The sequence below is a fragment of the Roseivirga sp. E12 genome (assembly GCF_017592825.1).
Taxonomy (GTDB): Bacteria; Bacteroidota; Bacteroidia; order Cytophagales; family Cyclobacteriaceae; genus Roseivirga.
Window position 1 is genome coordinate 150,789 of sequence record NZ_JAGFMD010000006.1, and the last position, 16,603, is coordinate 167,391.

Sequence of the window (16,603 nt, forward strand, 5' to 3'; positions counted from 1 at the left end):
GAATAAAGATGTGAATGGGCCTACTTTACCCTAAAGTTAACTTTGAACCTCAGGTTACTGTCTACTGCAGAACCATTGAAGCTGGCGGGTTGCCAATTTTGATAAAGCTTAAGTACTCGGATAGCCTCGTTATCGAAGGCCTGCCCCATTGATTTTCTAATCTTAAAATTCTCAGCTTTTCCTTCTTTGTTGATGGTCCAAAATACTTCCACATAACCTTCCAAAGCTTCTTTTTCCTCCGTCTCTTCATTGATACCCACACCAATTGGATCGACAGGATATTTCAATTCCCGATCAACAAAGTCCTTGAAAGTTTGAAAGTCTGGAAGAGGTCTTGCCTCAACGATGATATCTTCTGCTTTTATACTATCAGCGCTATTGTTGCTGGTCACTACAGGAACACTCACCTTTTTAGGCTTTTTCGTCTGAAGAGGAGCTGGCTGAACAGCATTCGCATCCAACGAATCCACTTTGGCAGCAACAATTGTCTCCTCCTGAGTAACCGAGTCCTTCTCAACTGGTAAGAGTTCTTCTATGGCTTGTGATTCAGGCTGAGGGCTAGAATCACCACTACTTTTCAATAGATCAGTATTGGTTGCTACCACAACAGCCGCTGTCACCACAACGGTAGATGTACCCGCAACAACTGCAGTACTCACTTTGGTACCCAGTTTTAGTAAAGCAGAACCTATTTTAAATCCTGCCCAAATTGACGCACCTTTTACCACACTATCAAAGTTCATATGAGCCTTGATATCAGCTGGTGTCAATTTCTTTGCCTTATTTACAAAATTGTATTTCACGATGTTCTTCGCTTAAAATGCTTTTTCAACCTCTTCAAAATTCTGTAAGTACGGGTTTTGGCATTGCCCTCCGTAATGTCCAGAATATATCCTATCTCCGCAAAGCTCTTTCCTTCGAAAAATCTAAGTTCTATTAACTCAAGTTCCGCTGGCTTTAACTTTTCCAACACCTCTGGTAACATTGTTAACCAAAGTTCCTTTTCATTATCATCTATCTCTATCTCGAAGACAATGTCATGAGAGACATAGTTTTCAAGCGAAACATATCGCTGTTTTTTTTGCGACCTGAAATAGTCATAACAGCTATTAAGTGCAATCCTCGCCAACCAAGCCGACAAAGGATAGCCTTGAAATTTATAATCATTCAAGTGAGATAAAGCCTTTCCGAATGCTTCAGAAGTAATATCTCCTGCCAAATCAGTATCCTGAACCCTAGAAAACACCAACCTGTACACTTGCTCGAAGTACTTCTTGTAAAGAGGCTCAAAAAAACGCTTGTCTTTTTTCGCCTTTTCAATCAGCTCGATCTCTGTGTACTCTGATATGTTCGATTTGGTCAAGATCACCCTAGGTTATGACTGTGGCATTGAATAATTTGGACTTAAAACGCTTTCACAACTAAAAGGAACACGGCAAGCTAATATTTTTGAATCAATTACGTAACCTATTACATAAGTAATTCTGTGTAAAAGACTTTCCAGAAGATTGTCCGAAGTTTAAACCAATTTTAGTTTTATCGTGTTCACAAGTGACTTATGAAGGGATATAGATTTTCGAAATTCATTCCTCAGAAAGCACAAGGAGAATCTGCTTTCGACAACCTATTAAATATCTTTCTCCAGCTCATTAGCATCACTGGCGGTGATGTATCTGAGGCATTATCTTGGTTAACCAATGTTGATAAGCAATACAATATCACTGATGGCCAATATGGGATTGGAGATTTCATAGAAGACCTAAAAGACAAAGGCTATATCACCGAAGAAAATAAAGAAGGTAAGTTTGAAGTAACAGGCAAAACAGGTCAGGAAATCAGAAAGTCTTCTTTAGAAGAAATTTTCGGCAAACTGAAAAAAACAGGCAAGGGACAGCATAAAACGAATTTTTCAGGTACTGGAGATGAGTCAGGCACAGACCGAAGACCTTTTGAGTTTGGTGATTCTATTCAGCAAATTGCCATGACGGATTCCATTAGGAATGCACAGATCAATCATGGTTTTGGAGATTTCATGATGACCGAAAATGATCTGGAGGTAATCGAAACAGAGTACAAAACACAAACCTCCACTGTATTGATGATCGATATCTCACACTCTATGATCTTATATGGTGAGGATAGAATTACACCTGCCAAGAAAGTGGCAATGGCCCTAGCAGAGCTGATCACAACTAAATATCCAAAAGACACTTTAGACGTCATTGTTTTTGGCAATGACGCCTGGCAAATAGAAATCAAAGACCTGCCCTATTTGCAGGTTGGACCATACCATACCAATACCATATCGGGTTTAGAATTGGCAATGGATATTCTTCGGAGAAGAAAAAATGCCAACAAGCAGATTTTCATGATCACAGATGGCAAGCCTACCTGCATGAAAGTCGGCATCAAGTACTATAAAAATGCCTTTGGATTAGACCCCAAGATCATGAATAAGACATTGAATTTGGCCACTCAATGTCGAAGATTAAACATTCCTGTCACCACATTTATGATTGCTTCCGATCCTTATCTCAAGCAGTTTGTACAGGAGTTTACTACAGCTAATAATGGCAACGCTTATTACAGTAGCCTGAAAGGGCTAGGTCATATAATTTTTGAAGACTACAAACGCAATCGTAGAAAAAGATTCTAGTATGAATTATAAAGAATTGACAACAGATCAATTACTATCCATAAACACATTAAAGGGACTCAAAGCGGCAGGCTATCAAAGTAAGTCGATCAAAGATGAGCTCCGTGATAACCTAATCGCAAAACTTGAAAACAGAGAGCCCACTTTCGAAGGTATTTGGGGTTACGAAGATACCGTAATTCCAGACATCGAACGTGCCATTCTCTCGAAGCATAACATGAATTTGTTAGGCCTTAGGGGTCAGGCCAAAACTAGGATTGCCCGGCAGATGACGGAGTTATTGGACGAGTATGTTCCGTTTATTGAAGGCTCGGAATTGAATGACGATCCTATGCATCCAATTACTCGCTTTGGGGTTGATACCTTGGAGGAAAAAGGTGACGAAACACCTATTGCCTGGCTACATAGATCAGATCGCTATGCAGAAAAACTTGCTACTCCAGATGTATCCATTGCGGATTTGATTGGTGATGTGGACCCGATCAAAGCGGCAACCTTGAAGCTTCCGTATTCCGATGAACGTGTTATTCATTATGGTCTCGTTCCACGATCGCACAGAAGCATATTTGTAATTAATGAATTGCCTGACCTCCAAGCAAGAATTCAGGTGGCACTGTTCAACATTCTTCAGGAAGGCGACATTCAAATCCGAGGATTTAAATTGAGGATGCCCCTAGATATCCAGTTTGTGTTCACTGCAAACCCCGAGGATTATACCAACCGAGGTAGTATTGTGACACCTTTAAAGGACAGAATCGACAGTCAAATTATAACGCATTATCCGAAAACAAGGGACGTAAGCAAGCAAATCACCACTCAGGAAGCAGATATTAAAGACAATCAAAAGGACAAAGTGGTAATCAATGAGATTGCCCAAGACTTGATTGAGCAAATCGCCATTGAGGCAAGGGATAGCGAATATGTTGATGAGAAGAGCGGTGTTTCGGCACGTTTGACAATTTCGGCATACGAAAACCTAATTAGCGCAGCGGAACGAAGGGCAATTATTAACAAAGAAGCCCAGACTTATATCAGGGTGTCTGACTTTGTAGGCGTTATACCTGCAATTACTGGAAAGGTTGAATTGGTTTACGAAGGTGAGCAAGAAGGTGCAGGCATTGTAGCCCACAATTTAGTTGGCAAAGCAGTGAGAACCATGTTCACTGATCATTTCCCTCAACCCGATGATAAGTCTAAGGACAAATCTGAAAGTCCCTACAAGCCGATTGTGTCTTGGTTTGGTGAAGGTTATACCTTGGACTTAATCAACGATCTAGCTACAGCGGACTATGAAGCCGGCTTAAATGCCGTGCCTGGTTTAGCCGATTTAGTGAAATCAAAATACCCAAAGGCTTCACAACATGAGCGGCTCTTTTTAATGGAGTTTGTGCTTCATGGGCTTGCAGAGTACAGTAAACTGAGCAAAACAGCCTTAGATACCGGCACAAGGTTCAAGGACCTATTGAGTAGTATGTTTTCTATGCCAGATCTAGATGATTTGACAGACGAAGACCTTGAGTAATTAGTCATTTTTTAACCTAATATTTACGTGATGGACATCACTACAATTCAAAGGTTAGTGACAAAGGGCGAGGGACAGCGATTAGAGTTCAAGAAAAAGGTCAACTTTCCAGAAAAAATCATCAAAGAAATCGTAGCCTTTGCTAATTCGCAAGGTGGTAGATTATTGCTCGGTATTGATGATGACGGAACGATATCAGGTGCTCGGAATATCGAGGGAGAGGTTTTTGTTTTAGAAGATACCATAAAGAAGCTTGTGACGCCCTCTCTAAGCTATTCAACCCACATCATCAAACTTAACTCCAAGAAAGGAGTCGCAGTGTTTGAGGTCCCCGAGGGCCAAAACAAACCCTATAGGGTTAAGGAGCATATTAATGCCGAGCACGGAACAGCTTTCATCAGGTCAGGCGAGGAGAGTATAAAAGCTTCTAAAGAGATGAGACAAATTCTTAAAAGACGCAATAATGAACGTGACGAGCGTTTCAACTATGGCGAAAAGGAAAGAGTTTTGATGCAGATGATTGAAGAAAATCAATTTGTTACATTAGAGGAGTTTGCCAATAGAGCCGAAATTCCAAAATTTATGGCCTCGAAGACGCTGGTAAAGCTGGTTTTGGCCAACTTATTAGACATTAAACCCGGAGCTGGTTGCGACCAGTATTTTATAAAAGAATAAGAGTTATGCGCACCATAAGAATTTTCACCTTTCTACTATCATTGGCCCTAATCACAGGCTTCCAAGCCGAAGCCCAAAGAAAAAAACGAAAGAAGCACGACCCTCAGAAAGCTCAGGAGACTATGACCGAATTCAAAAAGGTTAATTCAGGTATAGCCAACTTTTTTGATTCTGCCTTCGGCTATGCAGTTTTTCCTTCAATTGGGAAAGGAGCGATTGGTATAGGTGGTGCAGCAGGAAAAGGAGTTGTCTACAAAGGTGGTAGTGTAACTGGTGGAGTTAACATGACTCAAATATCCATTGGCTTTCAATTTGGAGGTCAGGCCTACAGCGAAGTAATCTTCTTTGAAAATGCCGATGCTTACAACAGGTTTGTTGAAAATGAATTCCAATTTGCAGCGCAGGCCTCTGCCGTTGCCTTAAAGTCAGGAATCTCAGTTGATGCCAAATACACTGATGGTGTCGCTGTATTTACAATGGCAAAAGGTGGGTTAATGTATGAGGCTTCTGTGGGTGGTCAGCGTTTTAAATTTGTGCCTCCGAATAAGATGAAGTAGCATTTCTTTGAATATCAGGTCTAAATTGGATGAAGGATTCTTCCAGTTCAATAAGAAAAACTAAAAATAACTATAGTTTTTAGCTTACTTTTCATGCCTTAAGGCGATTAATTGATAGCTAAAAATAAAAAAATGACCTATTGTTCTCTTGAAAGAGTTTCCTCTAAGACTATCCTCTTCATTCTATTTTCATTTGTGATTAACTGTGCTTCGGGACAGACAAGTGAAACTGAGCAAGCCTCTATTTATGCCGAAAAGGCAAGGTCATTCACAAGAAGTCGTCAATTTGATTCTGCAACATACTACCTTCAAAAGAGTGCTGAATTTTACCGTTCGACTGACAACACTAAGCTACTCAGCCTAACAGAATCAGAAATCGCAAAGACTTGGCTTTCCAGAGGTAAACTTGACAAAGCCATTGAAATTTCTGAGAGGGTCATATCAAACAGTGCATCATCTGTTGATGCACTAGTACTAGCATATCAAAATCTTGGGAAAGCGGCTATGCTTGAATCAAGAGATGCTGCGGCATCTTTGTTAAATAATCATAAGGCCTTGGCAATTACAAGTAGCCTAAGAAGCGCTACTCCCACTCAAATGATAACAGCCATAGAGCCCTTAGCTTTAGACCATTATCGACTAAGAAACCTGGATTCCTCTGCATATTACTTTGAGAAGCTTATTTCTTATGCAAGAAAAATTACCCCACAAAAACCCAGCGCTGTTGCCAAGCATCAGTTAAATATGATTAACCTTTTACACTTACACTCTAAAACTTCTGATGCTCGAGTCCGACTAGACAGTGTTAAGGTAATTATAGAATCTCTTCCAATGGTATCTCAGGACGAATATGATGTATCCGCCAATTACTATGCCCAATTAGCATATAACCTCAATAGTATGGGTCAAGCAGACTCAACCATATTTGCAAATTTACAAGAAGAAAAAATCAGACAGAACAGCCCAATCAAAGACTCAACTCGTCTTGCCAGAGTACAAGGGAATTTGGGCAACAGCTATTACAATGCTGGCAACATCAACAAATCTTGGGAATATGTTCAAAAGTCTTTCAATATTAAAAAGAGAATCCTTCCTCGGGACAATTACAGCCTTGCTTCTAGCTACCGAATGATGGGTATTCATAGGCTCAGTCAATCATTCGCAATAAATGAAGCACAACAATATTTTGAAGAGGCACTACGCATTACAAAGAAAAGCTTAGGAAGGGTACATCCATACACAGTAATAGATTTGAGATATTTAGGCAAAGCGTACACTGCATCTCACAATACAGACAAAGCGTTGGAGGTATACCTAGAAGTTTTGGAAATACAATTGCAGCTAGACAAAGAAGCCAATCTGGTCATTGCGGAGATCTATGCGGACCTGGCAAAAGCGTTTAGAGAATCAGGGAAATACGAAGACGCTAAAAACTCTTTTGATAAGTATTTTGCTATTACAGACATGATAACAGCAGACATGAGCGCATATGATATCCAAGCCGAGTCTGGACTTGGTCATCTTTTAATCGAAACGGGGGAAATTGAGGACGGAATTACCCTGTTACAATCAGCAATAGACAAGTCCGATAAATTCTATGGTCAGCAGCATCAATTTACGGCCTCGATACACAACTTGATTGCAGAAACATACAAGAATGAAGGGTTTTTAGAAAAGGCCTTGGAATCAACCTATAAGTCTATTAAGGCCAACAAGTATGACATAATTTTTTTTCAAGAAGAAGCCGTTCCCCTAATCTGGTTAGCAAAAGATAAATCCGAATTCATCATTTCCTATATGCTCAAATGTAAGATACTCTTGCAACAGGCCATGAACAATAGTGATGCAAAGCTTTGGGAATTAGCTTGGAATAGCTTTGATGAAACAGAAGCACTCCTTCGGGATTGGATTAAGGAACAAAACAATTCACTTGACATTATAACATTGCAGGAGTATAGCAACAAATTCTACGGGTCTGCGATTGAGGCTTTGTGGATACAAGATAGCACCGGTCTAAACCAAGATCATCTACATAAGATGTGGCTATACTCAGAGAAAGCAAAAGGCTTTCATCAGAAATTCAAAGAGCGGAGACGAGAAGCTGCAACACTAGGTGAGGTTTCCCTTAACCTTTTAGAGAAAGAAGCCCAACTCAATAATGAGATTACCTATCAAAAGTCAATTCTTGTAAATAAAGGAGCTATTGATTCTGTTCAATCAAAACTCTTTGACTTACTACTTGAGAAAAGGAATTTTGAATCTGATATGAAAGCAAATTTTGAGGGTAGTTATAGCCTACTATATCCACAAGAACATACGAGCGCCAAAACCTTGTTGAAAGACATCAGAAAGGATCAAACGATCGTTGACTATTTTATTACAGACAGTCACCTCTTTGCCTTTGTCCTTTCCCAAGAAGGCATTAAACCATTCAAACTTGGTTTAACTAATCAATTGACAACACAAATAAACGACTTCAATGTTTCTTTAATAAAGGACAAAGGTGAGTCATTTGGCGAAGGTGGATACAAACTATACCAATCCGTTTTAGAACCTTTAGTTAATCATATTTCGAGTAGTTCATTAGTTATCATCCCAGACAAAGACTTATGGAATATCAATTTTGATTTACTACTCTCTTCAAGCCCGTCATCAACGGATTATGCTAAACATGACTACTTACTCAAAAGATATAGCATTAGTTATGCTAATTCGGTCTCACTGCTTTTCAAAGAAATTAAAAGAAAAAACCCTCAAAAAACTTTGCTGGCACTCGCTTTTGGTCCCAATGAACAAAGAGATACCGATTTAAAAAACTTTAGAGATTCTCCTAAAGAAAACCTCCCCGGAACGGCAGCAGAAGTTAGAGGCCTGTCGAATTCAATTAATGGAGACTTCTACTATGGTCATGAGGCAAGCGAATTTGCCTTTAAAAAATCAGCACCCAATTACTCGGTACTACACTTAGCTCTTCACGGGGAGGTTGATGAAGAAAATCCGGATAACTCTAAACTATATTTTACACCTGATACAACTTCTAAAGTAGAAGACAATACCCTACATACTTTTGAGCTGTATCACATGGAATTAAATGCCGAATTGGCAGTATTAAGTGCCTGCAATACTGGTTCAGGAAACATCAAGAATGGAGAGGGTATTATGAGCCTCGGTAAAGCCTTTCAATATGCAGGTGTAAAGAGTGTTTTGCTAAGTCAATGGGAAGTCTCGGATGCTATTGCGCCTGTTATTATGAGTAGTTTTTACGATAACCTGAAGGAAGGTATGAGCAAATCAGAATCTTTGAGACAAGCCAAATTGGAGTTTTTGAAAAACTCTAATAACATAACATCAAACCCTTATTACTGGGGAAGTTTTTTCATTGTTGGCAATCCAGATCCAATCAACCTGAATCCCAAGAGTAATCATTGGTATTGGGTTATTGGACTTTTAATGCTAGCTACCTTGATTATCTACAGAAAAAAAATGGCTTAAAAACTCGTACTTAATCCCTTAATTCATCAATCAGTTTCAGTGATTCTTGGTACATAAATTCACCATTATCAATTTCTTTCAAGAGATTTCGGGCCTTGCCTGCTAAGCCAACTTGCCAATAGGCAAGCGCCAGGTACCACCTAGTTTGTTGGTAGTACTTATTTGATGAGCTAGTCCCTAAAGTTTCGAAAAGAGCAATCGCATCGTCATATCTTTCGCTACCCAATGCGCTCACAGCTTGGTAGAACTTTAACTCATTATTCAGACCGTCTACACTTGTCAGTAGACTGTATGCTTTGTCATAATCCCTAAGTGTATAAGCTTCCAAGCCTGCAGAATAATCCGTTGAGTCTGAATCTCTATAGGTCACAAGTTGATCAAAGTGGTCAAAGTAATCTGAGAATTCAGATGCTCTGTTATTCTGCCAAATCAAGATTCCAAAAACAGCAATCAGCACTATGGAAGCTGCCACAGCAAGCCAACGAGGGAAGGCACTCTTTTTTTCGTCAAGGTCTAATGTCTCATGTAAACCTTTGAGTTGATTCTTTAACGCAGCCCCTTCCAAATGAAGAACAGTCTCTTTATAATCTTTGATAGCTACTTGAAGAACATCATCAGAAACAGTTTTACCATCAAGTGTCAAAACCTGAGACCGCTCGATTTCTCCAGCTAAATATTGTTCCAACAAGGCTATGTCTACTTCACTGTTCATCTGAAAAGTCTGATCTTTTGATTTTATTCTTGTTAACAAATGTAATCAGCCGCTGCATACATCTGTATTTCTTATTTCTTGTAGCCTCGTTACTTCCCAGTTTATGGATTTCCATCAGCTCTGCCATAGACTTTTTATTATAATAAAAATCTATAAGTAAGTGCTTACATGCTTCACCCAGATGTTCCAATGCCTCTCTAATTGTGAGCTGAGAATTTTGAATAATTGACTCTTCATCAAAAGTATAGCTCTGATCAAGCTGAAGCTTAGTCAAATCAAACCGGGCTTTTCTAAGTTTCTTAAGCCAAAGGTTTCTAGCTACGGCATACAAATAAGTCCCTATGTTACTCTCATATTGATATTCACCCTTTCTGACTTTAAGATAAAATATCACTAAACTGTCTTGGAAAATATCAGCCGCATCATCTTCTAAACCACTGTTAAGCGTTACATACTTCAAAACAGCTTTAAAATGACGTTTATAAAGCCATGCAAATGCTTGATTTCTCGAGTGCTCATCCCCACTCTTGATGACCTCAATTACATCCCTATCTAGAATATTCTTACTCAAGTACCCCTATTTGATTAACGATGTAAATGGCAATGAAGCCTCTTACTTTTGATTAAAAGTCATCCTCATCAGAAGCAATCTGCCCTAAGATGTAGTCAGCCTATACATCGGACATGAAGGTATTATTAAAAAAAGAAAGATCATGGTGACTTTTCGATTTGTCAAGGAATAAATGGTGATAAATAAATTTTATAACCATTAAAAACAATCATTATGAACAATTTTGAAAAGTTCAACAACAAACAAATCTCCAAAAAAGAATCCTCTGAAATTATGGGTGGGGACTATCAAGTGTGCCTAAACGCATCTGGGCCAGGTGGATTCTGCCTAAGCTGGACATATCAGGTTCTTATAGGCGACAATTGTTTTGGCCTTCAAGGAAATGCCAAATTCGTTTGTTGGGATCAAATGTGTGATCTAGCGATGAATTATTGTGTAATTGAATAATCCTATAATTGATAGGACACTATTTAGGGTCACTCCTTTGGGGTGACCTTTTCTATACACTTACATCTGAAATTTCAATCATTCATCAGTTAAACGATGACCTTTTCTGACTCAAGGAATAAATGGTATAAATAAATTTTATAACCATTAAAAACAATCATTATGAACAGTTTTGAAAAATTTAACAACAAGAAGATTAGAGAATCAGAAGTCAACAATACTGTTGGTGGAGGCTTCCAAGATTGCCTCGGGGTTTCAGGTCCTGCAGCAGGCTGTATCACTATGGCATATTCTTATAACACTTCATATAATAACTGCTATGACCTTGATCAGTCATCTGGAGCATTCTTCGCCTGCCTAGATATGGCCTGCGACTTTGCTATTATCGAATGTTTGATTCAATAGAATCACAAGACATATTCGCATCTAGAGGCCAATTTAAATTGGCCTCTTTTTTTGATTGAATTTCTCTTTGAGGTAAGAATCAAGTTTCCGCGATGACCTATTAACAGAAAAAGGAATTAATGGTGATAAATATATTTTATAACCATTTAAAACAATCATTATGAACAGTTTTGAAAAATTTAAAACTAGACAAATCTCTCAAGTGGAATCATCTCAAATAATGGGTGGTGACTATTACACTGATTGCCTTACAATCTCTGGTCCAGATGCATTTTGCATCATGCACCAATTCAACTTTTTTGCTGATTATTATCAATGTTGGAATATGGTAGACCAAGAAGCTCGAAATGCATGCTTAGATGATTCATGTGATCAGGCATATGACACTTGTTTTATACAATAACCTAAGTTTCAATTAAAGTCGAGAGCCGTCAAATAATGACGGCTTTTTTTGTAATTCAAAAACTCAAGTGATGACGTTTTTACTTCTTGAGGTATTAATGGTATTAAATAAATTTTATAACCATTAAAACAAAAATTATGAACAATTTTGAAAAATTCAAAAACAAGGAGATTTCACAAACTGAATCTTCTGAAGTAATGGGAGGAAACCTCTATCACTTCTGCTTATTGGCCTTACCAGTCGAGTGTATTTACCAAAATTTCTTTATTAACGCCATTATTTGTGGTGCTCTAATAGCGGGGACACCATTTTGGGAAGTCTGTTTAGACACCGCTTGTGGTAATGCTCTTACAGAGTGTGAAATTCAGTAGAGTTAAAAACCTTTGAAGGTGCCTTAAAAACACACTTTCAAAGGTTTAAAATCCTTTCATACCAAAAAATTCGGTTTGACAGGTGTATGAGCGATAGACTCTAAAATCATATGAAATGAATTAGAGATTTTGATTCTGCATATATTGATGGTAGTTCGTAATTATTAAAGAACACTGTTGGTGTCTTGAAAATCATTCCTTCGGCTAACCACCTTTGCTGACCTTTGACAACTGACAAAAGTTGTCCTTCAATCAAAGGGTTACGAGTCGTGTTTTGAGCTAACCACTCCAACTCTCCATTTTTCTTACCTATCGATGCATACCAGGAGTCAATAGCTCTTATTACTACTTCCTCACTCTCTGTAGACGCTAATTCAATAAGCCGAGCATTAATTGGTATATCTTCTAACTCACCAACTCTCGGCATAGTGAATATTATTTTGAGATTAACTTTCTCAGGCTGTTTTTTTATAAGCTCTGTCAGATCTTGGTACATTCTTAAACAAGGTCCACAGTGCAAACTAGCAACCATTAGAATTTCATTAGGAGCAGCCTCATACCCTATAGAAATAATGCCTTTCAGCTGGCTATAGTCAGGTGCTTTTCTCTGTCGCTTCAGTAGATCTTGAAAAATGTCTTTATCTCCTTTGAATTTGGCCAACTGCACACTCTTTGTCTCAAGAGTTGATTCCAATTCAGTTTTCGTTGCATATTCAAGCGTGAGTATGAGGCCCAATAAATAGCTAAAACCTAATACAATTAGTGACACACCACTAAACCCAAAACTGGATGGCATGCCTTGGTAAAGGCTCATTGCAATAGTACTTAGAATTATCCCTTGACAAACTAGGCATAAGGAACACCATTTTTTAATCACAAAGGCCTGTAAGAAAATGCTGTAAAGTGAAAAGCTGCCGGCTAATATGGTAAGGATTGAGTGTATAATTAGTAAAGGACCAAGTAATTCGGTACTCATAAGCCCCAATAGAAGGCTTAGCGACTGTCCAAAGAAATAGACAATGCCAAGTTGAGCCCAATTAAATACACCAAAGAGGTTTGACCATTTGGAAAATAGTACAGCAGTACAATCAACATTTTTTGTCTTTTTACAGAAAGTATCACTCTGGACTGACTTATTGAGGTGGATATTATACAAGTAAATAGAAAGCCCTAGACCTGAAAGATTCAGTACAAGTAAGGCACTTAAATAAATCCCAAAGTTCAATGAACCCGAAGTAACACCCAAGACTGCGAGAGTTGACAGCATCAAACCGGCTAAAAGAGATAAGGTTAGTTTTCCATATTTATTCCAATAGTAGGTCTTCTGCTTTTCTATATTCCTCTTTTCTGGAGCTTCTAGCAGTAGCGTTGTACCAGACCAGTTCTTTTCAAAGGCTTCCAGGTTCTCTTCGAGTAATTTTCCTTGTTGGAAATACTTAACCTTATCTTCTTTCTTTGATTCCAAAAGAACAAATTCTCCATGCCCTCTTTTAAAATGAGCAATAACCGGAAAATCGACCTGATCTAGATCATCTGAATTAAGTCCGACAGCCATGGTTCTGATATTTAAACTCTCTAGCGTATCGCTTACTGCTCTTAGGCTTGGTACACCAGGGTGATCAAGCATAGAATTAGCCACTTCTTTTTTTATATACGGCACCTTCGCTTTCTTTAAATACCTGTACAGAAAATCATCATTAAAATCGCGCATGATCATGTTTTTTGTTTGTGTTAAACTATCTAATTGAGGTCTAACTGATTTTTTACTAGCTTGTGATAAAGCCCTCTTTTTTCGAGTAACTGTTTATGTGTCCCTTGCTCGGCAATCTTGCCTTTTTCGAGCACTACAATTTTATCGGCATTGACTATGGTGCTCAGCCGGTGTGCTATCACTACGGCAGTCTTCCCCTTTGAAAACTCTTGTAGATTAGTGGTAATAATGGATTCATTATTGGAGTCCAATGAGCTTGTCGCCTCATCAAAGAAGAGGTAATCAGGATTCTTATAGATCGCTCTAGCAATTAGAATACGTTGTCGCTGACCATTGCTTAAGGTCGTACCGGCATGTCCGAGTTTAGTCTTATAACCTTTGGGCTGTTCTTCTATGTATTCATCAATACTTGCTAGCCGAGCCGCCTGTCTGAGCCTCTCCTGATCTATTTTACCACCTGTCACTGCAATGTTCTTTGCAATGCTGTCTGAGAAGATGAAACCGTCTTGCATTACCACACCGCAGCACTTTCTCCATGCATCATTGCTCACCACTTCAGAATCTTGATCATCAATCAGGAAATTGCCTTCCTGTGGCTTATAGAATTTGAGTAAAAGTTTAAGCAAGGTTGTTTTTCCACTGCCGCTTGCACCTACTATTGCGGTGGTCTTACCTTGCTCAATGGTGAGATCGATGCCATCAAGCACCCATTTTGGATGATCCTCATGATATTTGAATGACAAATTTTTAAAATGAAGACTGGCCTTTTTGTGAATCTTCAGGACGCTCTTATTCTCATCTTCATCTTCTCGTTCATGGATTTCATTTAACCTTTCTAAGCTTATTTTAGCGTCTTGAGCTTGTCGTATAAAACCAACAAACTGGATAATAGGCATATTCATCTGACCAATAATTTGTGTAATGGCCATCATCATACCCAAGGTCATATCGCCCTCAATCACTTCTCTGGCCGAGATAAATGTGATTAAGATATTTTTGAGTTCATTAATGAAATTGCTGCCTGCACTTTGATACTGCTCCAGAATCAAACTCTTGATACTAATCTTGAATAGGCCTACCTGAACATCTTGCCACTCCCTTCTTTTTTCTATTTCGGCAGAGTTTAGTTTAATCTCTTGCATGCCTTGGATGAGCTGTATTTCTTTGCTTTGATTTTTAGAAGATTCGGCAAAACGTTCATGATCAATCTCCTTCCTTCTCTTAAGAAAGAGTATTACCCAAACGATGTACGCAATACTTCCAACCAAGAATATCAGGTAGACCTTTAGGCTATAGTTGAGCATTACAAAACTCAAAATGATAAGGTTGAATACTGAAAACAGAATATTCAATGGTGCACCTGTCATAAACATTTTGACACGGGTGTGATCCCTCATGCGCTGTAGAACATCTCCCACATGCTTTTTATCAAAAAAGGCAATAGGCAATCGCATCAGCTTACCTAGGAAATCAGATATGATAGATATGTCCACCCGAGTTGAAAAATGAAGAATAATCCAACTCCTAATCAGGTCTATTGATGTTTTGCCAAAGAAAAGCATCAACTGTCCCGCTAAGACCAAATAGACCATATTTAGATCTTTGCCATTCACACCCCTATCAATCAGTGTTCGGGTTAAAATTGGCATCAGCAGAGAGAAGAGACTTCCAATCAGCAAACCGATTAGAAGTTGAAAAAGCAATTTCTTGTAAGGCTTCAAGTACTTTACATAAAACCAAATAGTGACCTTACGATCTGGTTCATCTGTTTGCTCATAAAAGGCCTCTGTTGGCTTAAGAAAGAGTACAATTCCTTCTTGACTAGTTGTGGGTACTTCATCGGCATTGTGCCATCCTTTTAGAAACCCATTCTTTGAAAGTACTCTTTTCCCTCGAGCCGGATCAGAAATCGTGACTTGCTTTTGTGTCATTTTGGTCACAACCACATAGTGATTGTCTTGCCAGTGAACGATAAGTGGCAGTTCAGCATCTTTGATCAAAGAATCGAAATCAGTCTTTACCGAAAGTGTTTCAAAGCCAGCGGCTTCGGCCGATCGACTAAGGTTTTTGAGTGAAGCGCCCTTTTCACCAAGTACAGCCTTGCCTTTCAGCTGGTCCGAAGACAGACGCTTACCATAGAAAGATCCAACGATCTTAATACAGGTTGGGCCACAATCATTGGAATCAGACTGTCTATAATATGTGTATTTACTCTTTCTCAGCAAACTCATCTATAGTTTTTCAATTAAACTTGCCCAAAGACTTTGTTTTGAGATCAGGCTGGCCACTAGCCTTCTACTCTGAATCTCCTCAGCAGTAAGTGATCTTGGCATGATGAATTCTATCTGTAGGCTTTCTCCGCTACTATTGACCCTGGCTGTCAGGCTTTCACCATCTGTTAACCTGAGCATCAGGTTATGTCCATCTTTAAAGGAATGATTAGCCTGTCTGTCTATTTTGAAACTCGCTCTGAAAACCATTTGGTGCGGTAGAACGAATGCTCTAGAGGTAATTTCATCATAGATGAAAATTCCATTTATCTCTGCACTGATTAACTTCTCGGATACCGGATTCTCCTTATCGAATAGTTCATTGAACTCTTCCCTATTAGCACTCAAATTACTCGCAAGCCTACTCTTGAAGGCCATTAACTCCTTTTCCGAAGGAAGTCGAACTACCTTAAGGACAGGTGTCCCTTTTGTTACAGAGTCGCCAGAAGCCGCGACTATTTGAGATAAAAAGTAATGATCTTCAATATGGATGGGTAGTGAGGTCTCTTCTGATTCTAATGACAAAAAGAGGTCATCGGATCGATTGATCTCGACAAACATTGAGATTACGGAGAAAACAACAATCAGCATGAAGATCAAGGCTATCCCATTTCCCACAAGCCAATGAGGTGGTTTGCTCAAATACTCGTTGACACTATCATTATTTGTTTCTATTGACATTGCACCTTAGTTTGTTAGACGTAAGTCAGAATAGCTCTCAAAATCTTCGTGATTAAGTTTTTGAGAGCGAACGTTGGTTTATTCCCAAGTCCACAAAAAGGTCATCAGAGAAAAGGTATTTTTTTTGTAT

At 38.8% G+C, this 16,603-nt stretch carries 15 protein-coding genes; 8 read left to right on the plus strand and 7 right to left on the minus strand.

What is annotated here, in order from left to right; all coding sequences use genetic code 11:
• Positions 1-20: 20 nt before the first annotated feature.
• Together J4E76_RS14400 and J4E76_RS14405 are read right to left on the minus strand one after the other, a co-directional pair.
• A complete protein-coding gene (locus J4E76_RS14400; RefSeq protein WP_208505318.1) occupies positions 21-803 on the minus strand; it encodes an energy transducer TonB in 783 nt (260 codons plus the stop codon).
• Entirely contained in the window at positions 800-1,363 is a 564-nt protein-coding gene (locus J4E76_RS14405) for an RNA polymerase sigma factor (protein WP_208505321.1), read from the minus strand. The genes J4E76_RS14400 and J4E76_RS14405 overlap by 4 nt, the downstream gene beginning before the upstream one ends.
• A 195-nt stretch (positions 1,364-1,558) precedes the next feature.
• Here J4E76_RS14405 and J4E76_RS14410 point away from each other — a divergent pair, with 195 nt between their 5' ends.
• The 5 genes from J4E76_RS14410 (at position 1,559) to J4E76_RS14430 (ending at position 8,902) form a co-directional block, all read left to right on the plus strand.
• Positions 1,559-2,656, plus strand: a complete 1,098-nt coding sequence (locus J4E76_RS14410; RefSeq protein ID WP_208505323.1) for a VWA domain-containing protein — start codon at positions 1,559-1,561, stop codon at positions 2,654-2,656.
• A 1-nt stretch (position 2,657) separates the two neighbouring features.
• On the plus strand, positions 2,658-4,178 hold the full coding sequence (locus tag J4E76_RS14415) for a magnesium chelatase (RefSeq protein WP_208505325.1): 1,521 nt from the start codon (positions 2,658-2,660) through the stop codon (positions 4,176-4,178).
• 30 nt (positions 4,179-4,208) lie between these two features.
• Entirely contained in the window at positions 4,209-4,853 is a 645-nt protein-coding gene (locus J4E76_RS14420) for a helix-turn-helix domain-containing protein (RefSeq protein ID WP_208505327.1), read from the plus strand.
• A gap of 5 nt (positions 4,854-4,858) precedes the next feature.
• On the plus strand, positions 4,859-5,410 hold the full coding sequence (locus tag J4E76_RS14425; RefSeq protein WP_208505329.1) for a YSC84-related protein: 552 nt from the start codon (positions 4,859-4,861) through the stop codon (positions 5,408-5,410).
• Between the two features lie 132 nt (positions 5,411-5,542).
• On the plus strand, positions 5,543-8,902 hold the full coding sequence (locus tag J4E76_RS14430; protein WP_208505331.1) for a CHAT domain-containing protein: 3,360 nt from the start codon (positions 5,543-5,545) through the stop codon (positions 8,900-8,902).
• Positions 8,903-8,912: 10 nt separating this feature from the next.
• On the opposite strand, the gene J4E76_RS14435 is transcribed toward J4E76_RS14430, so the two are convergent.
• The gene (locus J4E76_RS14435; RefSeq protein WP_208505333.1) at positions 8,913-9,614 is read right to left on the minus strand and encodes a tol-pal system YbgF family protein; all 702 of its coding nucleotides are present in this window, start codon (positions 9,612-9,614) and stop codon (positions 8,913-8,915) included.
• The gene (locus J4E76_RS14440; RefSeq protein ID WP_208505335.1) at positions 9,604-10,185 is read right to left on the minus strand and encodes an RNA polymerase sigma factor; all 582 of its coding nucleotides are present in this window, start codon (positions 10,183-10,185) and stop codon (positions 9,604-9,606) included. Before J4E76_RS14440 ends, J4E76_RS14435 begins: the two co-directional genes overlap by 11 nt.
• 213 nt (positions 10,186-10,398) lie before the next feature.
• Here J4E76_RS14440 and J4E76_RS14445 point away from each other — a divergent pair, with 213 nt between their 5' ends.
• The 3 genes from J4E76_RS14445 (at position 10,399) to J4E76_RS14455 (ending at position 11,811) form a co-directional block, all read left to right on the plus strand.
• Positions 10,399-10,632: a hypothetical protein gene (locus tag J4E76_RS14445; RefSeq protein WP_208505337.1), complete on the plus strand. Its 234-nt coding sequence runs from the start codon at positions 10,399-10,401 to the stop codon at positions 10,630-10,632.
• Between the two features lie 162 nt (positions 10,633-10,794).
• A complete protein-coding gene (locus J4E76_RS14450) occupies positions 10,795-11,037 on the plus strand; it encodes a hypothetical protein (RefSeq protein ID WP_208505339.1) in 243 nt (80 codons plus the stop codon).
• Between the two features lie 540 nt (positions 11,038-11,577).
• A complete protein-coding gene (locus J4E76_RS14455) occupies positions 11,578-11,811 on the plus strand; it encodes a hypothetical protein (protein WP_208505341.1) in 234 nt (77 codons plus the stop codon).
• A 106-nt stretch (positions 11,812-11,917) separates the two neighbouring features.
• On the opposite strand, the gene J4E76_RS14460 is transcribed toward J4E76_RS14455, so the two are convergent.
• From J4E76_RS14460 to J4E76_RS14470, 3 genes are read right to left on the minus strand one after another with little or no spacing between them, the layout of a single operon-like run.
• Positions 11,918-13,522 carry a vitamin K epoxide reductase family protein gene (locus tag J4E76_RS14460; protein WP_208505343.1) on the minus strand — a complete coding sequence of 535 codons (1,605 nt, stop codon included), beginning with the start codon at positions 13,520-13,522 and terminating at the stop codon, positions 11,918-11,920.
• A 29-nt stretch (positions 13,523-13,551) separates the two neighbouring features.
• Complete coding sequence (locus J4E76_RS14465) at positions 13,552-15,753, minus strand: peptidase domain-containing ABC transporter (protein ID WP_208505345.1); 2,202 nt, start codon at positions 15,751-15,753, stop codon at positions 13,552-13,554.
• A complete protein-coding gene (locus J4E76_RS14470) occupies positions 15,754-16,473 on the minus strand; it encodes a hypothetical protein (RefSeq protein ID WP_208505347.1) in 720 nt (239 codons plus the stop codon).
• Positions 16,474-16,603: the final 130 nt, after the last annotated feature.